We start from the raw sequence: 21849 nt of genomic DNA, 5'->3' as shown, positions 1-21849 counted from the left end.
CGGTGGCGCGCCAGCAACGGGCTCCGACGAGGCTAGCAGCCGGCCAGCCGCCCTGCAGGGACCGGCTCAGGACCCGGCTCGGCCCGCCTCCTGGTCCCCCTCCTCCCGCCGGCGTCGACGGAGCTCGGCCTCGATGAAGCGGTCCAGGTCCCCGTCGAGGACCGCCTCGACGTTGCCCGTCTCCAGCCCGGTCCGCAGGTCCTTCACCAGCTGGTAGGGGGCCAGGACGTAGTTCCGGGTCTGGTTGCCCCAGGCCACGTCCACCTTCGGACCCGACAAGGCGGCCAGCTCGGCTCGCCGCTGCTCCTCGGCCAGGGCGGCCAGCTTCGAGGCCAGGATCTGCATCGCCCGCGCCCGGTTCTGGTGCTGGCTCCGCTCGTTCTGGCAGGACACCACGATGCCGGTCGGCAGGTGGGTGATCCGGACCGCCGAGTCGGTCTTGTTGACGTGTTGCCCGCCGGCCCCCGAGGACCGGTAGGTGTCGACCCGCAGGTCCCGTTCGTCGATCGCCACCTCGGCGTCCTCGGGCACCATCGGCGTGACGTCCACCGAGGCGAAGCTCGTCTGGCGCCGGTGCTGGGCGTCGAAGGGCGAGATCCGGACCAGCCGGTGGACCCCCCGCTCAGCCTGGAGCAGGCCGTAGGCGAAACGGCCCTTCACCACGAACGTGGCCGAGAGGATCCCGGCCTCCTGCCCAGGGCTCACCTCGTCCACCTCGACGTCGAAGCCCCGACGCTCGGCCCACCGCAGGTACATCCGCAGGAGCATCTCGCACCAGTCCTGGGCGTCGGTGCCCCCCGCCCCGGCGTGCAGCTCGACGATGGCATCCCCCTCGTCGTACTGCCCCCGGAACAGCGAACGCAGCTCCAGCTCGTCCAGCCGCCGGCCGAGCTCCTCCAGGCTCTCGGTCAGCTCGGCCGAGAGCTGCGGGTCCGGCTCCTCTTCGAGCAGCTCGCCGGCGGCCTCGGCGTCGGCCAGGCGCTGGCCCAGCTCCTCCAGCAGGCCGAGGTCCGCGTTGACCTTGCCCAGCTCGGCGGTCACCGCCTTCGCCCGGTGCTGGTCCTCCCAGAGGTCTGGGCGGGCCACCTCGGCCTCCAGCTCGGCCCGCCGTTCCCGCAGCCGCTCCTCCCCCAGGTCGGCCCGGGCCTCCTCGACCCGTCGGCGGAGGGCGGCCAGCTCGCCCGGAACGTCCCGCTCGCCGCCGCCCCGGCCCGCCTCGAGGGGCCGGGCCTCAGCCGGCCCCATGGCAGACCTTGTACTTCTTCCCGCTCCCGCACCAGCACGGGTCGTTCCGGCCCAACTTCCGGTTCCCCGCACTGGCCGGGCCCACCCGAGTGGCCCCGGCGCCGGTCCGCTCACCGGCACCGTGACCGGCCGCGCCACCGGCGGACACGGGGCGACCGGCGCCACCGCCGGCGCCCTCGACGACCGGCACCCCTTCGTCCCCTGGCACCTCCGCCACGGCGGCCTGGGGCAGGGCAGCCAAGGCTGCCAGCAGCCCGTCCCCCGCCACCGGGTCCTCGGCCGCCTCGTAGCGAGCGGCGCTCAGGTCCGGCTCGCCCGCCTCCTGGGGCACCACCTGGACGTGGAGGACGTAGCGCAGGTAGTCGTCGTCGATGGCCGCCATCATCCGGCCGAACATCTCGAAGCCCTCGGCCTGCCAGGCCACCAAGGGGTCCTGCTGGCCCATGGCTCGCAGGTTGATCCCCTCGCGCAGGTAGTCCATCTCCGCCAGGTGGTCCCGCCAGCGCTGGTCGATGATCTGGAGCATGACCTCCCGCTCGACCTGGCGCGCCTCCTCCGCCCCGCCCGGGAAGGCCTCGTCACGGCTCCGGTAGTACTCCAGGGCCTCGGCCAGCACGCTGGCCTCCAGCTGCTCGCGGCTCTCGGCCTCCTGGAGGTCCTCGACCGTGAACTTCGTCGGGTAGTACTGCTCGACCTCGGTCACGAGGGCCCCGAGATCCCAGGTCTCGGGGTAGGGACCAGGGCAGGTGGCCTGGACGATGTCCCGGATGGTTTCCTCGAGCAGCCGCTCGGTCCGCTCCCTGAGGTCCTCCCCGTCGATGACCTGGAGCCGCCGGGCGTAGATGACCTTGCGCTGCTCGTCGAGGACCTCGTCGTACTTCAGCACGTCCTTGCGGATCTCGGCGTTGCGTCCCTCGACGGTGCTCTGGGCCCGCTCGATGGCCCGCGACACCATCTTCGCCTCGATCGGCACGTCCTCGGGCAGGGCCCGGTTCATGACCCACTGCATGGCGTTCGTGGCGAACAGCCGCATCAGCTCGTCCTCGAGGGACAGGAAGAAACGGCTCTCCCCAGGGTCCCCCTGGCGACCGGCCCGGCCCCGCAGCTGGTTGTCGATCCGCCGGCTCTCGTGCCGCTCGCTGCCGAGCACGTAGAGCCCGCCCAGTTCCCTGACCCGGTCGCCCTCCTCGGCGCACTCCTTCTCGAAGCGGGCCAGTTGCCGCTCGTACTCGGCTTGGCCTTCTTCGCTCTCGGGGTCGAGCCCTTGGGCCAGCACCTCCTGCCGAGCCAGACCCTCGGGGTTGCCCCCCAGCAGGATGTCCACCCCCCGACCGGCCATGTTCGTCGCCACCGTCACCGCGCCCAATCGACCGGCCTGGGCCACGATCTCGGCTTCCTTGGCGTGCTGCTTGGCGTTCAGCACCGTGTGCGGGATGCCCCGGCGGGCCAAGAGCCGGGAGAGGTGCTCGGACTTGGCCACCGAGGCCGTGCCCACGAGCACCGGCTGGCCCCGCTCGTGGCGCTCCACGATGTCCTCGACGATCGCGGCGAACTTCGCGTCCTCGGTCTTGTAGATCACGTCCGGGTGGTCCACCCGGATCATTGGCAGGTTGGTCGGGATGGGCACGACCGACATGCCGTAGGTGTTGGCGAACTCCGCCGCCTCGGTCTCCGCCGTCCCGGTCATGCCGGCCAGCTTCTCGTAGAGGCGGAAGTAGTTCTGCAACGTGATCGTGGCCCAGGTGTGGTTCTCTTCCTGGATCCGCACCCGCTCCTTCGCCTCGATCGCCTGGTGCAGCCCCTCGGACCACCGCCGACCCTCGAGGGTCCGGCCGGTGAACTCGTCGACGATCTTCACCTCGCCGTTCACCACCAGGTAGTCCTTGTCCCGGTGGTAGAGCTCCTTGGCCCGCAGCGCCTGGGTCAGGTGGTGCAGGTAGTTCACCGAGACCAGGTCGTAGAGGTTCTCCACCCCCAGTTGCCGCTCCACCTTGGCGATGCCTGCCTCGGTGGGCACCACCACCCGCTTCTCCTCGTCGACCTCGTAGTCCTCGTCTCGGACCAACGTCCGGGCGATGCCGGCGAACTGGTAGTAGAGCCGAGCTGACTCGGCGGCGGGTCCCGAGATGATGAGCGGCGTCCTCGCCTCGTCGATCAGGATCGAGTCCACCTCGTCCACGATGGCGTAGACGTGGCCCCGCTGGACCATGGCTTCCCGGGACCGAGCCATGTTGTCCCGGAGGTAGTCGAACCCGAACTCCGTGTTGGTCCCGTAGGTCACGTCGCAGGCGTAGGCCGCCCGTTTGGCCGCCGGGTCGCTCACCTCGGGGGTGACCCGGCCCACGGTCAGACCCAAGAAGCGGTGCACCCGCCCCATCCATTCGGCGTCCCGCTTGGCCAGGTAGTCGTTCACCGTGACGACGTGGACCCCCCGGCCGGTCAGCGCGTTCAGGTAGACCGGCAGGGTCGAGACCAGGGTCTTGCCCTCCCCGGTCTTCATCTCGGCGATCCAGCCGAAGTGCAGCGCCATGCCGCCCATGAGCTGCACGTCGTAGTGCCGCTGCCCCAGCACCCGGACCGCTGCCTCCCGCACGGTGGCGAAGGCCTCCACGAGCAGGTCGTCCAGCGACTCCCCGTTGGCCAACCGCTCCCGGAACACCACCGTCTGATGGGCCAGCTCCTCGTCCGAGAGGGCCTCCATCTCCGGCTCGAGCTCGTTGATGAGCGGGACCAGCTCCGCCAGCCTGCGGACCTTCTTCCCCTCACCAGCCCGCAGGACGCGCGCGAAGATACTCATGGCCAGCCCAGCTTACCCCTCGGCTCCCACCGGCCGTCCGGCAGGAGCCGTCCCCCGTGGCTGGCGGGTCGCGCCGGGCCCCGGCTGACCTGGTCTTTGCCCCCACACTCGCCTGCCGAGCGGCTCGACGGCCCGGTGCGGGCGGCCGGTCGACCGGCCCCGCCGCACCGTCACGGCTCGCCTCACCCCTTCTCCGTCGGCCCCGGCCCTCGGGGCTCCCGGGCAGGACTTACACCTAAGCCGCACCATGCTCGGCAACCACGAGTTGCCTTACGTGGGTCGTTTCGCCTGCGACTGGCCTCGACTTGCAACCACAGACCCGGGGCCCGGCGAGCGAAGCCTAACGCCCGACCTGGGGCCCCCGGCCCCGGGTCGAGGGCCGACGACCCCAGGGCCTGACCCTCGCTCCCGGTACTCAATACCGGTAGTGGTCGGGCTTGTAGGGCCCTTCGACCGGCACGCCGATGTACGCGGCCTGCTCGGGGGTCAGCCGGGTCAGCCGGGCTCCGAGCGCCGGCAGGTGCAGTCGAGCCACCTCTTCGTCCAGGTGCTTGGGCAGCACGTGGACGCCCACCTCGTAGTGCTCGGGCCGCTGGAAGAGCTCCAGCTGGGCCATGGTCTGGTTCGTGAACGAGCAGGACATCACGAAGCTCGGGTGACCCGTGGCGTTGCCCAGGTTCAACAGGCGCCCCTCCGAGAGGACCACCACGGCGTGCCCGTCCGGGAAGGTCCAGGTGTGCACCTGGGGTTTCACTTCCTCCTTCTGGATCCCCGGCACCTTGGCCAGCCCGGCCATGTCGATCTCGTTGTCGAAGTGCCCGATGTTCCCCACGATGGCCAGGTGCTTCATTCGGGCCATGTGGTCCACGGTCACCACGTCCCGGTTCCCCGTCGCCGTCACCACGATGTCCGCCCGCTCGACCACGTCGTCCAAGGTGGCGACCTCGAAGCCGTCCATGACGGCCTGCAGCGCGCAGATCGGGTCGATCTCGGTCACCACCACCCGGGCGCCCTGGCCCCGCAGGGACTCCGCACAGCCCTTGCCCACGTCCCCGTACCCGCAGACCACCGCCAGCTTGCCCCCGATCAGCACGTCGGTGGCCCGGTTGATGCCGTCGATGAGGGAGTGCCGGCAGCCGTAGGTGTTGTCGAACTTCGACTTCGTCACCGAGTCGTTGACGTTGATCGCCGGGAACAGCAGCTCACCGGTCCGGGCCAGCTCGTAGAGCCGGTGGACCCCGGTCGTGGTCTCCTCGGTCACCCCTCGGATCCCGTTCGCCAGGGTCGTCCAGTACTGCGGGTCCTCGGCCAGCGACCGGGCCAGAAGCCGCCGCACCTCCGCCTCGTCCTCGGACGAAGCGGTCTCTGGCGGGGGCACCGAGCCGGCCTTCTCCGCCGCCACTCCCTGGTGCACCAGCAAGGTCGCGTCGCCCCCGTCGTCCAGGATGCTCGTCGGCCCATGGCCCCCTGGCCAGCGCAGGGCCCGCTCGGTGCAGCGCCAGTACTCCTCGATCGTCTCGCCCTTCCAGGCGAACACCGGCACGCCAGCCGGCTCCTCCGGCGTCCCGTTCGGGCCCACCACCACGGCGGCCGCCGCATGGTCCTGGGTCGAGAAGATGTTGCAGCTCGCCCACCGGACCTCGGCCCCGAGGGCCACCAGGGTCTCGATGAGCACCGCGGTCTGCACCGTCATGTGCAGCGACCCGGTGATCCGAGCGCCAGCCAGGGGCCGAGACGCCCCGTAGCGCTCCCGCATGGCCATCAAGCCCGGCATCTCGTGCTCGGCCAGCTCGATCTCCCGCCGGCCCCAGGCCGCCAGCGAGAGGTCGGCGACCTCGAACTCCAGACCGCCTGGCTTCCCGGTCGCTCGCCCTGCCATCCCAGCACCCATGACCGCTCCTCGCTCCTCGCCCTCGGAAGGCCCCTGGCCCGTCGTTCGGCCCAGCGTTCGTTGCGGGGCACTGGGAGGCTAGCGGGGCCGCCTCAGGGCTGGCGCAGCCGGGCCTTCAGCTCGCCGAGGACCGGCACCGGACCCGGGTCGACGCCGGCCGCCCAGGCCAGGTGCAACGACACGAAGTCCCCGAAGAGCACCAGGTCGAGCAGCTGGGCCAGCTCGCCCTCGCCCTCGGCCCGGACCTCCAGCACGTCGGCCACCGCCTCGCCCATGAGCTCCCGCACCAGCTCGAAGCGCCGGCCGACCTGGGGATGCTCGCCGTCGTGCCGCAGGTTCACCACCGTCAGAACCTGCCGGGTCACGTCCCCGAGCTGCCCCCAGCCGGCCAGCTCGTTGTGGCAGAGCTCGGGATAGGCCGAGGCGAAGGCCGGCGTCTTGGCGTTCTCCTGGACCTGGGCTCGCCACCGCCGGGCCGCCGTGGCCCCCACCGCCTCGGCCCCGTGCACCAGCGGGATGGTCCGCCCGATCCGCCGGGCGACCTCGAGGGCCGGGCTCCGGTCGCCGAGCAGCTGGTCCCGCCGCTGGCGGAGCTGCCCCTCCGCCCCGGCCAGCCAGGTCCCGGCCCCCGGGAAGAGCCCCACCTGCTCGAGCACCAGCAACAGCGGCACCACCATGGCCCCGAGGGCTGCCCGCGGCTGGGGCAGCGAGTCGGGCACCGCCGCCCGGGGCACCCGCCACTCCTCGGCCAGCCGGCCGAGGGCACCCCCGGCGGTCACCACCACCAGGTGGGCCCCGGCCTCGTAGGCCTCCCCCGCCGCCTGGACCGTCTCCTCGGTGTCCCCCGAGAACGACACCGCCATGACCAGGGAGTTCCGGCCGACGTAGTCCGGGGCTTCGTAGTCCCGGACCACGACCATGGGCACCGGCAGGAACGGGCCGGCAGCCGCCGCGGCCACCTCGCCGGCCATGCCGCTGCCCCCCATGCCGAGCACCACCACGTGCTCCACCTCGCCCCGCGACGGCAGCCCCGGCAGGGGCTCGAAGGCCTTGCGGGCCGCCTCGACCTGCTCGGGCCAGCCGGCTGTGGCCTCGAACATCCCGAGGCTGTCGATCCCCGGTGGGGTCGTCGACCCGCTCACCCGGCCTCCCCAACCGGCCCTTGGCCCTGCAGCGTCCAGCGGGCCTCGCCCCGCTCCGCCTTCCCCATCAGCCGGTCGTGCTCCGCCGGGTCCACCGCCTCGGCCTCCTCCACCAGCATCACCGGGATGCCCTCCCGGACCGGGTAGCTCCGGCGCAGCCGAGGGTTGTAGAGCCGCCGCTCGTCCTCCACGTAGAGCAGCGGACCCTTGTCCTGCGGACAGGCCAGCACCTCGAGCAGGATCGGGTCCAGGCTCACGGCTGCTCCTGTCCCTTCGCCAAACCCCGGACCACCCCCAGCACCTCCTCGAGCCGCTTGGGCCCCTCGTCCACCACGCTCGACTCCAGGTTCAGCCGCAGCAGCGGCTCGGTGTTCGAGGGCCGCACGTTGAACCACCAGTCGCCCAGGTCGACCGTGACCCCGTCGAGCCGGTCCACGGCGGCCCCCATCGCCCCGTAGTGCTCGGCGACGGCTTCGACCACCGCCTGGGGGTCGGCGACCTCCGTGTTGACCTCCCCCGACGTCCAGGTCCGCCGCAGCGGCGCCAGCAGCGCCGAGAGGGGCTGGCCGGCCTTCGAGAGCTCCTCCAGGACCAGCAGGGCGGCGATCAGCCCCGAGTCCGCCCGGTAGTTGTCCTTGAAGTAGTAGTGCCCCGAGTGCTCGCCGCCGAAGACCGCCCCGGTCTCGGCCATGACCTGCTTGATGAACGAGTGCCCCACCCGGGTCCGCACCGGTCGGCCCCCGCAGGCCAGGATGGTCTCGGGCACCACCCGCGAGCAGATGACGTTGTGCAGCACCGTGGCCCCCGGGTGCTTGGCCAGCATGGCCCGGGCCACCAGGGCCGTGGTCAGCGACCCCGAGACCGGCTCGGCTCGCTCGTCGACCAGGAAGACCCGGTCGGCGTCCCCGTCGAAGGCCAGGCCCACGTCCGCCCCGTCGGCCACCACCGCCGCCTGGAGGTCCCGGAGGTTCTCCGGCTGGATGGGGTCCGCCGGGTGGTTCGGGAAGGTGCCGTCCAGCTCCGGGTAGAGCACCCGCAGTCGGAACGGCAGGCCGGCGAACACCCGGGGCACCACCAGGCCGCCCATCCCGTTCGCCGTGTCGGCCACCACCGACAGCGGGGCCAGGGCCCCAAGGTCCACGAAGGACCGGACGTGCGCGGCGTAGGCCTCCAGCAGGTCTGCCTCCTCCACGGTCCCCCGGGCCGGCCCGAGCTGCTCGCGGCCCTCCAGCACCGCTTCCGCCACGTGCCGCACCTCGGCCAGACCGGTGTCCTGCCCCACCGGGCTGGCTCCTGGGCCACAGAGCTTGATGCCGTTGTACGCCGCCGGGTTGTGCGACGCCGTGAACATCGCCCCCGGGGCGTCCAGGTGGCCCGAGGCGAAGTAGAGCAGGTCGGTCGAGACCAGCCCAAGGACCACCACGTCCGACCCCGCGGCCCGCGCCCCCTCGATGAACGCTGCCGCAAGCCCCTCCCCCGAGGGCCGCATGTCTCGCCCCACCACCAGCCGCCGGCCGCCCACGAAGCGCCCGAAACCGTAGCCGATCGCCCGGGCGATCTCGTCGTCGAGCTGCTCGGGGACCAGCCCCCGGATGTCGTAGGCCTTGAAGAGGCTGCGCAGGTCCGCCATGGCGCCCTCACCCTACCCAATGCCGCCCGACGGGCCCGAAGGACGCAGCGGGCACCCCACGGGGCCCTGGCTTTCAGCGCCACAGGCCGGGCACACCGGCGGTGCCGAAGGCCAAGGTGACGATGGCCACCAGGTTGAACGCCCCGTGTGCCGCCATTGAGGGGCCCAGGCGCCCGGTCCGCCACGCCAGCACGGCCAGCACCATGCCCAAGACGGCCAGCCCGAGCAGCTCCAGCGGCTCGGCGTGGGCCAGCCCGAAGAGGATCCCCGTGCCCACCACGGCCAGGGCCGGACCCAGCACCCGTCCGGCCGGCGCAGCGAGCCGCAGCAGCGCCCGCAGCACGAGGCCCCGAAAGAGCAGCTCCTCCACCACCGGGACCACGGCCACCGTCAGGAAGCCGATGAGGGCCAGCTCAGGACCGTGGAATCCCCCGGTCAGGTGCTTGGCCGGCGTCGACAGCCGCCGGTCCAGGTGGGGGATCAGGGCCCGGAGCGGCAGGTAGAGCACGGGGATCAGCACCAGCTGGCAGGCCGCCCCGATCGCCCCCCCGACCACCAGGTCGGCGGGGCGGATCGCCAGGCCCATGTCCCGGGCGACCCGTCCCGTCCCCCGGGTCCGGCTGGCCACGACGACGGCGCCCAGGAACCCCACCCAGAGGCCCAGCAGCTCGGCGACCACCACCCACCCCGGCGGCTCGGCGGCGGCGGTCAGCGCGGCCACCCGCCCCAGCTCGCCCAGGGCGGCGGCCACCACGCTGACGAACAGGAGGGCCAGCAGCTGCCCGACGGCGAAGCCCACCAGGCCCAGGAACAGCCAGGCTGCCGCGTCCCGACCGCTTGCCGGCACGACCGGCGCCGGGCGGGCCTCCGACGGGCGCTCGTTCCGCCCGGGCTCAGCCGGCCACGACCGCCCCGCCCCAGTCCGCCCCGCCGCAGTCCGCCCCGCTGCAGTCCGCCCCGCTGCGGGGGCCCGCTCACCGCCCTCTGGCGCCCGGGGCACGCGCTCAGGCTAGCCAACCCCCGGGTGCCGCCCGCCGCGACCTGGAGCAGCACGTCGTCGGCCTACGATGGGGCGATGCCTGTCAACACCTCCGACCGGCGCCAGGGCCGCAACTCGATGGGCGGACCGGGCGGCAGCGGCGCCCCCGGGTCGGGCCCCGATCAGAGTTGGCGCTGGGTCTTCGCGCTCCTCATCCTGGCGGTGCTAGCCGTCGTGGTCATCCCGCCCCTCCTCCACCACACGCCGGTCGAGAACATCCCCTACTCCACCTTCGTGAAGGACGTCCACGCCCACGAGATCTCCTCGGCCACCGTCAACAACTCCACCGGGGTCATCACCGGCACCTTGCGCAACGGGAAGCACTACTCGGTCGACGGGCCCTCGCCGGTCACCAGCGTCGAGGAGCAGCTCCTGGCCAGCGTCTCGGCCCGCTACGTCACCCCCCAGGAGAGCTTCCTCTCCCAGTGGCTGCCCGTCATCATCATGGTCCTGGTCCTCGTCGGCATCTTCTACTGGTTCTCCCGACGGGCCCAGGGACAGATGACCGGCATCATGTCGATCGGCCGGTCCCGGGCCCGGCTCTACACCACCGAGCGGCCTCGGACCACCTTCGCCGACGTCGCCGGCTACCCGGGCGTCAAGCTCGAGATCTCCGAGGTCGTGGACTTCTTGAAGGTCCCGAACCGCTTTCGGGACATCGGGGCCCGCATCCCCAAGGGGATCCTCCTGGTCGGCCCGCCGGGGACCGGCAAGACCCTGCTGGCCCGGGCCGTGGCTGGCGAGGCCGGCGTGCCGTTCCTCTCGGTCAGCGGGTCCGACTTCATGGAGATGTTCGTCGGGGTCGGCGCCAGCCGGGTCCGTGACCTGTTCCAGACCGCCCGCAAGCAGGCGCCGGCCATCATCTTCATCGACGAGATCGACTCCATCGGCCGCAAGCGCGGTGCCGGCCTCGGCGGCGGGCACGACGAGCGGGAGCAGACCCTCAACCAGATGCTCTCGGAGATGGACGGCTTCGACCCGGCCGAGGGCGTCGTCATCATGGCCGCCACGAACCGGCCCGACATCTTGGACCCGGCCCTCCTGCGTCCCGGCCGGTTCGACCGGCAGATCGTCGTGCCCCTCCCCGACCTCGAGGAGCGCCTGCCGATCCTCAAGGTCCACTGCCGCGACAAGCGGATCGGGCCGGACGTCGACCTGGAGCTGATCGCCCGGGGCACGCCGGGGATGAGCGGCGCGGACCTGGCCAACCTGGTGAACGAAGCCGCCCTCCACGCCGTCCGGCGAGGCGCCCATCAGGTCGAGATGGAGGACTTCGAGGCGGCCCGGGACCGGGTCCTCATGGGCCAGCGTCGGGAGAGCCTGGTCCTCACGGACGAGGAGAAGGAGCGGGTCGCCTACCACGAGGGGGGCCACGCCGTGCTGGCCTACGTCCTCGAGCACGCCGACCCGGTCCACAAGGTCACCATCCTCCCCACCGGCATGGCCCTCGGCGTCACCCAGCAGCTGCCGAGCGAGGAGCGCCACATCTACCCCCGGGAGGTCATCGAGGACTCGCTGGTGGTCCGCATGGGGGGCAGGGCGGCCGAGCTCATCGTCTACGGGGACCTCTCCACCGGGGCCAGCAACGACCTGGTCGGCAACACGGAGCTGGCCCGCAAGATGGTCCGGGAGTGGGGCATGAGCGAGAAGCTCGGCCCGATGGCCTGGGGTTCCCAGGGCATGGTCTTCCTCGGCGAGGACCTCCTGCACTCCCGGGACTACTCCGAGGACACCGCCCGGGTGGTGGACGACGAAGTGGCCCGCATCCTGCGGGAGCAGGAGCGCCGGGCCATCGACCTGCTCACCGAGCACCGCGCCGGCCTCGAGGCGGTGGCCCGGGCCCTCCTCGAGCGCGAGACGCTCAGCGGCGAGGAGGTGGGCCGGCTGGTGGACGAGGCCTACGGCCGGCCGGTCCACCAGGACCGCACCGCTCGGCGCAAGCGGGTCCCGGCGTTCGTCGCCGGCACGAACGGCGCGGTCGGGACCGAGCCGGCCCTGCCGGCGGCCGCCGAGGCGACGGCGACACCAGGTCTTGGAGCCGAGCACGTGCCTGCCCCCCGCCCGAACCCTGCCCGCGCCGAGGACCAGGCCAGTCCTCGCTCGGACCCTGAGGCGCCTCGAGGCGAGGACCCGGCCCCGCCGACCGCCGGCTGACTCGACCCGGGGACCGGCCGGCGACCCTTCAGGGAAGGACCGGCTGGCTCGGCAAGACGCTGACCCCGTAGAGTCCCACGCCCCCCGGGTCGATCTCGACCGCGACCGGCTGGCTCGCCTGGAGCTCGGTCGGGACCAAGCCGAGGTCCCCGGGGACGCTCCCGAGACGCTCCAGGGGGGCGCCGGGCTCCACGGTCAGGCGGGCCAGCACGCTCGGCGTTGCTTGGCCCGGGGCGTTCCCCTCGATCTCGACCTGGGCCGGGGCCCGACCCAGGTCGACCAGACCGAGGCCGATGGGGGCGGTTGCGGGAGCCTCGACTGCCGGCAGCAGCCAGGTGCGCGCCCCTCGGCTCGGCACGCCGAGCACCGTGCCGACCTGGGGGGCTCCGAAGCTGGCCGACCCGCTGGTCCGTCGGGCCACCACCACCCCTTCGCCGTTTCGGCTCCGGACGGCAAGGGACCCGGCGCCCCCGGCCGTGGCGGCCCGCAGCAACCCGGCCGGGACCAGTTCCTGCTCACCGGGCCCGACCGTCAGGGTTCCCGTCGCCTCGCTCCCTTGGACCGAGCGCGCCACCACCGTCACCCGCGCCGTTTTCGGTCCCGGGTTCACGATCGGGACCGTCACGGCGCCGGCCGGCTCGCCCGTCACCATCGGGACGGTCCAATCCCGGACCGGTCGGGGGACCCCGTCGAGGAGGGCCACGCCACTCGCCCCTCCGCTCTGGGCCACCTCCACCCCGGCAGCCACCACCGTGCCGCTCAAGGCGCTCACCACGGGCGCCACCGAGGGGTCCCCGACGTCCACCTCGTCGAGGGACTCCACCACCACCCCGTGGGCCGGCACGGTCACCCCCTGAAGGCTCGACGGGGAAAGACGCCCCGCCCCCGCGCGCAGCAGGGTGGTGTCGACCACGGCGGTCGTGGCCGTCGGGTCGGCCACCGCCACCAGCAGCTGGTCGCCCCCGGCGGTGGAGCCCGGCGGCAGATACCAGGTGCTCGCCGTCGTGGCCACGCAGGGCGCAGCGGCCCACCCCGCAGCACCCGCCACCGTCTCCCCCACCGCCACCCCCGCCCGGTCCAGGGTCACCGTGGCGCTCACCCACGGGCCAGGGACCAGGCCGGCGAGGCCGATGCCCACCTGCCGGCCGCTCGGCACCCGCAGCGGCACCGTCCGGCTCCGACCGGTGGAGGAGGTCGCCGTCAGCTCGCCCGTGACCGCCGGACCGGCCGGGTCGCTCACCACCACGGTCGCCGCCGCGCCGCCGGTCGTGCCCGTGCCACCGGGGCAGAACCAGGTCGAGCCGAGGCCCCGAGCTGCCGGCAGCACCCCGCTCGCCAGGGCCGGCGGGCCCTGCACCGCGGGGCCCCGAGCGGCGCCCTGGACGGCGACGCCGCCCACCACGGCCACCAGGGCTGCCGCCCCTCCCAGGACCGCCCAGCGCCGCAGTGCCCCGCTCTCCCCGGGGTTCGCCCGCCGGCTGGCGCCGAACCCGCTCACGAGCCCGACCGGCCGGCACCGCGGGCACGGCTGCCCACCGGCTCTCGGCCCCGCCTGCCCCCTCTCGCCGGCCGGTGCGCCGGCCGGCGGACCCCGGCCCCCTCGAGTGCCCGACCAGTCGCCCGTCGACCGGGCGGCCCGAGGGGGGACCGATCCACGGCGCCGGGTCCCTCCGCCCCCCCGGAGACCCCCGACGTCCCGGCGAGCGACCCCGCCGCCCCGACGGCACGGCGTCGCCACCGGGCCCCGAAACGCCCGGCGACCCCGGCCAGCCCGGCCAGGGCCGCCAGCCAGAGCACGAGCTCCAGGCACAGGAGCAGCCCGTTCGACCAGGACCCGTCGAAGCCCACCGTGACCCGTTCCCGGCGCGGCACCACCGCTTCGAGCGTCGCCGGCCCGGTCACCGACCGGGCCAGGGAACGGCCCGACGCCTGGACGTCGAACCGCTGGGCCGGCGCCAGGGCCACCCGCAGCACCCCCCTCGGCACCACGCCCGACGCCTGGTCGGCCTCCGGGCGCACCCCCAGCACGGCCAGCCAGTGGGCCCGCCCAGCCTGCCCTGTGCCCGCGCTCGGGCGCTGGCCGACCGCTGGGACCACCGGCTCCCGGCCCGAGGCGGCCAGCAGCCCCTCGACCGGCAGGGCCACGGTGTTCCGGAACACGGCGAAGTCCGACTGGCTGGTGACCACCGCCAGGTCCACCTGCCGGGTCAAGGCTCCCAGGACCCCCGCCATGCTCGGGGCCGGCACCACCGACCGGTACCCCAAGACGGTGGGTGCCACGCTGCCCACCACCACCAGGTCCGAGACCCCCTCGGGGGCGAGGGCCTGGCCCAGGCTCACCGTGCGGCCCGCCAGGGCCTCCCGCAAGGCTGCCACCAGGGGCCCGACCGGTCCCGGTCGGCTCCCGTCCAGCTGGCTCGGCAGCGAAGGCACCGTGCTGCCGGTGCTGAGGGTGGCGGCCACCCCGTCAGCCACCGGCCAGGACGGGCCCGGCAGCACGGCAGGCGGTCCGAGCCAGAGCACCCGGAGCTGGCCCGGGGCCGCCCGCCGAGCCACGAAGGCGGTGGCCTGGCCCCAGCCGGTGCTCGGTAGGTCGCTTCGCCCCTGGGCCAAGGCGCCCCCGGCGGGCAGCAGCGCCAGGAGGACCCCCAGGGCCAACGCCCCGACCCACACCCCCCGTCGGCGCCCCTGGGCGGCCAGCCAGCCGGGCAAGGCCGAGACCCCGAGGCCCACGCAGCCCACCAGGGCCGCCAGACCCAGGGCCAGGAGGTCGGTCGCCGGGGGCGCCACCGGACCCAGCCACCCCGCCGTACCGGCCCAGGCGACCAGCCAGGCCACCCCGGCCACGCTCCAGAGGACCGCGGCCCACCGCCAACGCCAGCCCCGCACGACCAGCAGCACGGCGAACGCGCTCGCCACCAGCAGGTAGGCCAGGGGCGTCTGGCCGACTGGTCCCGGCGCGAAGCGCAGCAGGTCGGCCCCGCTCACCCCGGCGTCGGCGACCCGACCACCGAAGAAGACCTGCCAGCGACCCGGCCCGGCCAATGCCTCGGCCGACCACGGCAGCAGCAGGACCAGCGCCCCGAGCAGCCCGCCAACGGCGGCCCCCGCCACCTGGGCCGCCCGCCGCCAGGCCTGCCAGCCGTCGGCTAGCACCATGCCCACGGCCAGCCCCACCCCGGCCACGACCCCGAGGACCAGCCCGGGGGGATCCAGGGATCCCACGAGGGCCAGCCCGAGGCTCGCCCCGAGGGCGCTCCGGCGCATCGAGCGCTCCCGGGTCGCCACCAGGACCAGGCCCTGGAGCAGCCAGGGCGCCCCGGCGAAGGCCAGCAGGGCCGGCCACTGCCCCCGGGCCAGGTCGTCGAAGGGCAACCCGGCCAGCAGGTAGAGCGCGCTGACCGCCAGCCGGGTCCCCGGCGAACCCAAGCGGCCGGCCATCCGGGCCACCCCGACGCCACCGACGGCCAGACAGGCCACCACGAGCACCACCTGGGCCAGGCCGGTGGCACCGCCCAGCACGCTCGCCAGCACCGCCACCAGCCAGACCCCCGGACTGGCGGCCCCGGTGGCCCCCATGCCGTCCCCGGCGTGCCAGTCGCTCAGCGCAGCGTGCCAGAGGCCCCCGAGCGAGGGCCAGGGAAGGGCCTGCCCCAGGACGGGGAGGCCGTGGGCCAGCAGCCCCCGCAGGCCGAAGAGCAGGACGACCACCAGCGCCAGCCACCCGGCGCTGCGCCAGCGAATCCGTCGGTTCACCTCGGCGGCCAGGGCCGCGGCCTCGTCGCCTGCCGGCATCGGCGCCAGGCGCGGCTGGCCCCGCGGGTGCCGGGCCCGCCACCCACCCCCCCGCCGGCCGCTGCCGGGGCTCACCGCCTGGTCCTCGGCAGCCAGGGCCAGCCGCTCGGTGTCCAGGTGGGCCACGTGCAGCCCGAAGGCCCCGGCCCGGCGGAGGTAGGCCAGCAGCCGAGCGCTGCCCCCGACCTGCCGCCGCCGCACCGCCCGGTCCGGCACCTCCCGCACCTGCGCTGCTCGGGCCCGGGCGGCCCGCAGGGCGCCGAACCGGCCGAGGTTCCAGCGCCACGCCTCCACCACCGCACGCGCCCGGTCCCGGTGGCCGGTCAGCTCGGCCACCACCACCTCGCCCACCGCCAGGACCGCCAGCACCGGCACCAGCCACAGCAGGGACCACCCGTCGTTCAGGACCACGGTGCTGTAGAGCTCGTGGCGCCGCTGCAGGGCCCGGACCGTCGCCGTCCCCGCCGCCGGAGGCACCGGCCGCTCGCCGGCGGCCATGGCCTCCTTGTGCCAGACCCGGGCCCCTGGCGCCACCACCACCCGCGCCCCGGCCAGCTGGGCCCGCCAGCAGAAGTCCCGGTCCTCGCCGAAGGCCACGATGGCCGGGTCGAACCCGCCGAGCCGGTCGAAGAGGTCGGCCCGCACGAGCATGGCGCCCCCCGGGGCCACGAAGACCTCCTGGCCAGCGTCGTGCTGCCCGTGGTCCAGCTCCCCTGGCTGGACCCGCTCGACCACCGCCCCCAGGCGGTCCAGGCCCTGCCCGACGTGCAGCAGGGCTTCGGGATCCCCGAAGACCAGCTGCTTCGGGGCCACCACCCCGGCGTTCGCCCGGAACGCCTCCTCGACCAGCAGGCCCACGGCATCGGGAGCCAGGACCACGTCGTCGTGACAGATCAGGTAGAACGACGCGCCCTCGACCCCCGCCAGGGCCTCGTTCCAACTGGCCGCCGGGCCCCGGTCCTCGCGCAGGCGGCGCAAGAACGCGCCGGGGGCCGCCCGTTCGACCCGCGGCGCCAGGTCCTCGCGGCTCGCCGCGTCCACGACCAGCAGGGTCAGGCCCGGGTAGTCCTGCTCGGCCAGGGAACCCAGGCACTCCTCGAACCAAGGGCCCGGGTCCGAAGCGGCCACCACGGCCACGACAGCGGGAACGACGCCTTCGGTGCCGATCTCCTGCCGCGACGCTCGATCGTCTCGAGCCGTCGACATCAGGGGGGAGAGGCTAGCGCGTCCCATCTCCCCGCCGGTGCTTGCAGAAGTTAGCGACTCAGCTATGATCGCGAGCAGCACACCGGGGCGGCCCGCCGGGGCCGCGCCCCCCGACCAGGAGGTTCGCCGTGCCCACACCGCGTTCGCTCGCCGATCACCTCACCCGCACCGCCAAGGACGCCGCTTACGTCACGGTCGGCCTCGGGGTCCTCGCCGCCCAGAAGGCCCAGGCCCGCGGCCTCGGGCTCGGCCGGCAGGCCGGCCAGGCCGCCGAGCGGCTCCGGAGCCAGCTCCAGCGGGTGCCCGAGCCGGTCCGGAGCCTGGCTTCCCGACCCGAGGAGGCCCTGAAGCAGGTCGCCGGGACTGCGCAGCGGACGCAGGAAAGCCTCCGCCGCCAGGCCCAGCGCCTCGAGCAGACCGGTCGGCGGGCCCTCGGTCGGCACCGGGCGGCCTGAGGCCCGCGGCCCTCGTCGGGGACTCTCAGGGCGCAGGAGCCTCGGCCGTGGCTTCGGCCAGGACTGCCTGGAGGGTCTCGTCCAGCTCGTAGCGCGGCTGCCAACCGGTCGCCGCCACGAGCCGGCTCGGGTCCCCGACGAGGGCCGGCACCTCCACGGGGCGGACCAGGGCCGGGTCGACCTCCAGCACGACGTCGGCACCGGCCAGGGCCACCAGCCGCTTCGCCACCTCGGCGACCGTCCGGGCCTCGCCCCGGCACACGTTGTAGACCGCGCCGGGCTCCCCTCGGCGGACCAGCAGCCGATAGGCCCGGACCACGTCTCGCACGTCGGTCATGTCCCGGCGTGCCTCGAGGTTCCCTACCGCCACCGTCCGCTCGCCCCGGGCCCTGGCCGCCACGATGCGGGCCGCCAGGGCTGGGACCACGAAGGCGGTCGACTGGCCCGGACCGACGTGGTTGAAGGGTCGGGCCACCACGACCGGCAGCCCGTAGCCCCGGTGGGCCTGGAGGGCGACCGCCTCGGCCGCGGCCTTGCTCGCCGCGTACGGGGTCAGGGGCCGCAGCGGCTCGTCCTCCCCGATGGGCTGTCGCTCGGCCGGCACCGCCCCGTAGACCTCGCCCGAGCTCACCACCAGGACCCGCGGCGGGCTCGCCAGCCGCCGACAGGCGTCGAGCACGCTGGCCGTGCCCAGGCAGTTCACCCGCAGAACCTCCACCGGCTCCTCCCAGGACCGCCCCACGTGGGACTGGGCGGCCAGGTGGTAGACGGCCTCGGGGGCCAGGTCGGCCAGCACCTGGCGCAGCGCCCCGCCGTCGGTCACGTCCAGGTCCCGGTCAAAGGCCACGACCTGGTCACCGGCCTCTTCCAGGTGGCGGACCAGCCAGCGACCCACGAAGCCGCCCGCCCCGGTCACCACCGCTCGCACGTCGGCACCTTACCGGCCCCTCGGCGGCGGCCCCGAGCCAGCTCGACCGCCAACCGGTAGGCCTCCAGGTGGCCGGCGGCGCTCGCCGCCCAGGTCCGCTCCTTGGCCACCGCCAGGCCCAGGGCCCGCCGCCGCTCCCGCTCCGCCGCACTGGTCAGGGCCCGCCGGAGCACCGCCGCCAGGCCCCCCGGGTCGCCCGGTGGAGCGCTGAAGCACGCCTCCCCGACCAGCTCCTCCATGACCGAGCCCGCCGTGGTCACCACCGGGGTCCCGCACGCGCAGGCTTCCAGGGCCGGCAGCCCGAACCCCTCCTCCACCGCCGGGTAGCAGACCGCGGCGGCCTGCCGGAGCAGGGCCGGCACCGCCTCGTCCGGCACGAACCCGAGCCGCTGGACCCGTCGGCGGACCGGGCTCGCCGCCAAGGCGGCCTCCACCCGCTCGGTGCCCCAGCCGTCCCGCCCGGCCAGCACCAGCCGGAGGTCCGGGGGCAGCTCGGGGGCCAGCTGGCCGAAGGCCGCCACCAGCACGTCCACCGCCTTCCGGGGCTCGATGGTGCCGAGGTAGAGCAGGTAGGGCGGGGCGACCCCCAGGGCGGCCAGGGCCTGCTGGTCGGCCGCCAGGCTCGGCGGGTCCGGCCGGAACCGCTCGTGGTCCACCCCGTGGGGCACCACCAGCACCGGGCCCCGCACCGGCCCCGTGGCCCGCAGCCGCCGGGCCGTGGCCTCGCTCGGGCACACCACCACCCCGGCCCGCCGCCGGGCCAGGGCGATCGCGGTGCGGAACCACGCCACCTTCGCCGGCTCGTGCCACTCCGGATGGTCCACGAAGGTCAGGTCGTGGACGGTCACCACGCTCGGGGCCCGGCAGGCGACGGGCAGGGTGTAGTGGGGCCCGTGGTGCACCGCCGGGCGGAGCCGTGCCAGTCCCCGCGGCAGGGCCAGCTGTTCCCACGCCAGCCGAGCGGGTCGAGGACCGGGCGCCACCGCCAGCAGCCGGGCCGTCCCCGACCCCAGCGTCTCCGCCAGGCGCGCCTCGTCCTCCCGCCGGCCCCAGACGGTCAGGGCCACGTCGTCCCGGGCCGCCAGCGCCCTGGCCAGCGCCAGGGTGTAGCGCCCCGCTCCCCCGGGGTGGGGCGGCACGGCGGTGGCGTCCAACGAGACGGCCAGGCGGCCCTCTGGCACCTCGACCCCCGGGGCCCCAAACCCTTTGCTCACTGGACCCCCCCGTTCGCCGTCGTCGCCCCCAGCTCCCGCCAGAGCGCCAGGTGCGCCTCGGCGACCGCCTGCCAGGTCCGGGTCGAGGCCCGGGCCCGCCCGGCGGCCGCCAGCTGGCGCCGGCGGGCCGGGTCGGTGACGACCGCCACCATGGCCCCCGCCAGGCCGGCCACGTCCAGGGGGTCGACCACCAGCGCCACCTCCTCGTCCACCGACGGCACCGGCGACGCCACCACCGCCGCGCCCGTGGCCATGGCCTCGAGCGGCGGAAGCCCGAAGCCCTCGGCGAGCGGCGCGTAGACCAGGGCCACGGCCCGACGGTAGAGGCCGGCCAGGACCGGTCCGGGCAGCGCGCCGGCGAACACCACCCCCGCCGACGCCGGCTCCCGCGGATCTGGCGGCCAGTCCTGTCGGCCCCAGCCCGCCGGACCGACCACCACCAGGGTCAGGTCCTTCCCGAGCTCGGCCCGGGCTCGGGCGAAGGCAGCCAGGACCCGGCCCAGGTTCTTCCGCGGCTCCAGCGTGCCGACCGTCAGCAGGAACGGTCCCTCGACCCCGGCCCGAGCCAGCCAGGCCTCGGTCGCCGGCTCGTCGGGGGGCGGCAAGTGATCGGCCCCGTGGGGCACCACCACCACCGGGGCGGCCGCCCCCGCCGCCTCGACCTGCTCGGCCACCGCGACCGAGGGCACCACGATCCGCTGGGCCCTGCGGAGCGCGTGCCGCAGGCTGGCCTCGTGCCAGCGCCGACCCCGGGCCGGGTAGGCCTCGGGGTGCTGCCGCCAGGCCAGGTCGTGGACCGTCACCACCAGGGCCGCCCCCCGCTGAGCCGCCCGCCACGGCGCGGCCAGGGAGGTGGCGTGGACCACCCCCGACCGTGCCCCGGCGGGCAGGCCGACCACCCCCCGGCGCCAGAGCTCCCCGAGCAGCCGCCGGGGCAGCGCCGAGGGGAGCAGCGGCCAGGGCCAGCCGGCCAACGGGTCGGGGCTCCCCGGGGATCGGCTGGCCACGAGGACCAGGTCGACGCCCCCGAGCCCCCCGGGCTGCGCGGCCAGCTGGGCCAGACCCTGGAGCAGGCCTCGGCAGTAGGTCCCGATGCCGCCGGGGACCGGCTGCCGGAGCTGCTCGACCACCAGCGCCACCCGCTGCGTCACGGTCGGCCCGCCCGGGCCCCGGCCCGGCTCGCCGCCGCTCGCCGGTAGAGGGCGACCAGGCCCTCGGCGGTCCGGTCCCAGCGGAACTCGGCGGCTCGCGCCCGGCCCGCCTCGACCATCGCCCCGACCGGCCGTCCCTCGGGGGTCCAGCCGTCGAGGACTCGGTCCAGGGCGTGGGCCAGGGCGCTGACGTCACCCACCGGCACGAGCACGGCCGCTTCGCCCACCACCTCGGCCACCGCGGGGACGGCCGTGGCCACCACCGGTACCCCGGCCGCCAGGGCTTCGAGGGGCGGCAGGCCGAAGCCTTCGTAGCGCGACGGGTAGGCCAGACAGGCCGCCTCGGCCAGGACCCGGGCCAGGGCCGGCCCCTCCAGGTAGCCCAGCCGTCGGACCCGTTCCCGGTGCCGGGCCCGGGCCAAGGCGTCGGCCAGGGCCTCGCTGCCCCAGCCGTCCGGACCCACCAGCACCAGCGCCGTCTCCGGGTGGGCGGCGGCGATCTCGTCGAACGCCGCCACCAGGCCCGGCAGGTCCTTGCGGGGCTCCACCGTCCCGACCGCCAGGACGTAGCGCTCGACGGCGGGCTCCAGCCCGAGCAGCTGCCGGGCTGGTCGGGGGTCGAGGGCCGGCGCCGGGGGCACCCCGTGGGGGACGGCCGCGACCTGCTCGGCCGGCACCCCCAGGAGGGCCACCACCTCCTCGGCCACCGCCGCCGTCGGGGTGTGCACCAGGGCGCCTCGGGCTGCCGCCTTGCGGACGAGCGCCGGGAACCCCAGGGTGGCCGGGTGGCAGAGCTCGGGGAACCGCAGGGTGGTCAGGTCGTGGACGGTCACCACCCGACCGGCCCGAGCCGTGGGGGGCACCACGAAGTTCGTCCCGTGCACGCAGTCCAGAGGCCCCAGGAAGTGCTCCAGGACCGGCCGGTCGACGACCCGCCAGGCGGCGTGCAGGGGCCGGGCCGGCATGGCCCGCTGCCCGGCCCCGACCCCCGGGGGCAGGACCGCTGCCAGCTCCCCCCGGCGACGCCAGGTGACGGCGAACGCTCGCAGGGCCACATCGCCCCGGGCGGCCAGGGCTTCGAGGGCCAGCCGACAGAAGCGCCCCACCCCGGTCGGGGTGCCCAGCAGCGGCGTGGCCTCCAGGGCCACGGCCAGTCGGGGCGCGCCGGTCGGGTCTCGAGGGGCGGGCACCTCCGGAGCCTT

15 protein-coding genes are annotated in these 21849 nt (G+C 75.0%); 2 read left to right on the top strand and 13 right to left on the bottom strand.

All coding sequences use genetic code 11. From position 1 onward, the window contains the following. Window positions 1-66: 66 nt before the first annotated feature. From prfB to Acit_RS08160, 7 genes are all read right to left on the bottom strand, one after another. The gene (gene prfB, locus Acit_RS08190; protein WP_248107927.1) at window positions 67-1245 is read right to left on the bottom strand and encodes a peptide chain release factor 2; all 1179 of its coding nucleotides are present in this window, start codon (window positions 1243-1245) and stop codon (window positions 67-69) included. Further along, a complete protein-coding gene (secA, locus tag Acit_RS08185; protein WP_248107925.1) occupies window positions 1232-4042 on the bottom strand; it encodes a preprotein translocase subunit SecA in 2811 nt (936 codons plus the stop codon). The genes prfB and secA overlap by 14 nt, the downstream gene beginning before the upstream one ends. A 415-nt stretch (window positions 4043-4457) precedes the next feature. Then, window positions 4458-5921 carry an adenosylhomocysteinase gene (ahcY, locus tag Acit_RS08180; protein WP_248107923.1) on the bottom strand — a complete coding sequence of 488 codons (1464 nt, stop codon included), beginning with the start codon at window positions 5919-5921 and terminating at the stop codon, window positions 4458-4460. A 104-nt stretch (window positions 5922-6025) separates the two neighbouring features. Continuing rightward, entirely contained in the window at window positions 6026-7075 is a 1050-nt protein-coding gene (locus Acit_RS08175; RefSeq protein ID WP_248107921.1) for a bifunctional phosphoglucose/phosphomannose isomerase, read from the bottom strand. Continuing rightward, a complete protein-coding gene (locus Acit_RS08170) occupies window positions 7072-7332 on the bottom strand; it encodes a Trm112 family protein (protein ID WP_248107919.1) in 261 nt (86 codons plus the stop codon). Before Acit_RS08170 ends, Acit_RS08175 begins: the two co-directional genes overlap by 4 nt. Beyond that, complete coding sequence (locus tag Acit_RS08165; protein ID WP_248107917.1) at window positions 7329-8705, bottom strand: phosphohexomutase domain-containing protein; 1377 nt, start codon at window positions 8703-8705, stop codon at window positions 7329-7331. The genes Acit_RS08170 and Acit_RS08165 overlap by 4 nt, the downstream gene beginning before the upstream one ends. Before the next feature lie 73 nt (window positions 8706-8778). Beyond that, window positions 8779-9552: a CPBP family intramembrane glutamic endopeptidase gene (locus tag Acit_RS08160; RefSeq protein ID WP_248107915.1), complete on the bottom strand. Its 774-nt coding sequence runs from the start codon at window positions 9550-9552 to the stop codon at window positions 8779-8781. Window positions 9553-9780: 228 nt separating this feature from the next. Between Acit_RS08160 and ftsH the strand changes: the two genes are divergently transcribed. After that, a complete protein-coding gene (gene ftsH, locus Acit_RS08155; protein ID WP_248107913.1) occupies window positions 9781-11898 on the top strand; it encodes an ATP-dependent zinc metalloprotease FtsH in 2118 nt (705 codons plus the stop codon). A 28-nt stretch (window positions 11899-11926) separates the two neighbouring features. On the opposite strand, the gene Acit_RS08150 is transcribed toward ftsH, so the two are convergent. Next, window positions 11927-13396, bottom strand: coding sequence for a hypothetical protein (locus tag Acit_RS08150; protein ID WP_248107911.1), 1470 nt, complete (start codon window positions 13394-13396; stop codon window positions 11927-11929). After that, window positions 13393-16899: a glycosyltransferase family 2 protein gene (locus Acit_RS13090; RefSeq protein WP_282436602.1), complete on the bottom strand. Its 3507-nt coding sequence runs from the start codon at window positions 16897-16899 to the stop codon at window positions 13393-13395. The genes Acit_RS08150 and Acit_RS13090 overlap by 4 nt, the downstream gene beginning before the upstream one ends. Window positions 16900-17027: 128 nt before the next feature. Between Acit_RS13090 and Acit_RS08135 the strand changes: the two genes are divergently transcribed. Next, on the top strand, window positions 17028-17354 hold the full coding sequence (locus Acit_RS08135) for a hypothetical protein (RefSeq protein ID WP_248107909.1): 327 nt from the start codon (window positions 17028-17030) through the stop codon (window positions 17352-17354). A gap of 25 nt (window positions 17355-17379) precedes the next feature. Here Acit_RS08135 and Acit_RS08130 read toward each other — a convergent pair whose 3' ends face one another. Genes Acit_RS08130 through Acit_RS08115 form a run of 4 tightly spaced genes read right to left on the bottom strand, consistent with a single transcriptional unit; the run spans window position 17380 to window position 21837 of the window. After that, window positions 17380-18282: a GDP-mannose 4,6-dehydratase gene (locus tag Acit_RS08130; RefSeq protein ID WP_248107907.1), complete on the bottom strand. Its 903-nt coding sequence runs from the start codon at window positions 18280-18282 to the stop codon at window positions 17380-17382. Beyond that, on the bottom strand, window positions 18267-19496 hold the full coding sequence (locus Acit_RS08125; RefSeq protein ID WP_248107905.1) for a glycosyltransferase family 4 protein: 1230 nt from the start codon (window positions 19494-19496) through the stop codon (window positions 18267-18269). Before Acit_RS08125 ends, Acit_RS08130 begins: the two co-directional genes overlap by 16 nt. After that, the gene (locus Acit_RS08120) at window positions 19493-20647 is read right to left on the bottom strand and encodes a glycosyltransferase family 4 protein (RefSeq protein ID WP_248107902.1); all 1155 of its coding nucleotides are present in this window, start codon (window positions 20645-20647) and stop codon (window positions 19493-19495) included. Before Acit_RS08120 ends, Acit_RS08125 begins: the two co-directional genes overlap by 4 nt. Next, a complete protein-coding gene (locus tag Acit_RS08115; protein WP_248107901.1) occupies window positions 20644-21837 on the bottom strand; it encodes a glycosyltransferase family 4 protein in 1194 nt (397 codons plus the stop codon). The genes Acit_RS08120 and Acit_RS08115 overlap by 4 nt, the downstream gene beginning before the upstream one ends. Window positions 21838-21849: the final 12 nt, after the last annotated feature.

The sequence above is a fragment of the Aciditerrimonas ferrireducens genome, assembly GCF_023130475.1.
In the GTDB taxonomy this organism is placed as follows: domain Bacteria; phylum Actinomycetota; class Acidimicrobiia; order Acidimicrobiales; family UBA8190; genus Aciditerrimonas; species Aciditerrimonas ferrireducens.
The sequence above is the reverse complement of the archived record's forward strand: the minus strand, read 5'-3'. Positions and strand labels throughout refer to the sequence as shown.

Bases quoted from the DNA above. Each gene is read 5' to 3' on its own strand.
- Acit_RS13090 (WP_282436602.1), bottom strand. From the start codon at position 16,899: ATGTCGACGGCTCGAGACGATCGAGCGTCGCGGCAGGAGATCGGCACC.
- ahcY (WP_248107923.1), bottom strand. From the start codon at position 5,921: ATGGCAGGGCGAGCGACCGGGAAGCCAGGCGGTCTGGAGTTCGAGGTC.
- prfB (WP_248107927.1), bottom strand. From the start codon at position 1,245: ATGGGGCCGGCTGAGGCCCGGCCCCTCGAGGCGGGCCGGGGCGGCGGC.
- Acit_RS08165 (WP_248107917.1), bottom strand. From the start codon at position 8,705: ATGGCGGACCTGCGCAGCCTCTTCAAGGCCTACGACATCCGGGGGCTG.
- secA (WP_248107925.1), bottom strand. From the start codon at position 4,042: ATGAGTATCTTCGCGCGCGTCCTGCGGGCTGGTGAGGGGAAGAAGGTC.
- ftsH (WP_248107913.1), top strand. From the start codon at position 9,781: ATGCCTGTCAACACCTCCGACCGGCGCCAGGGCCGCAACTCGATGGGC.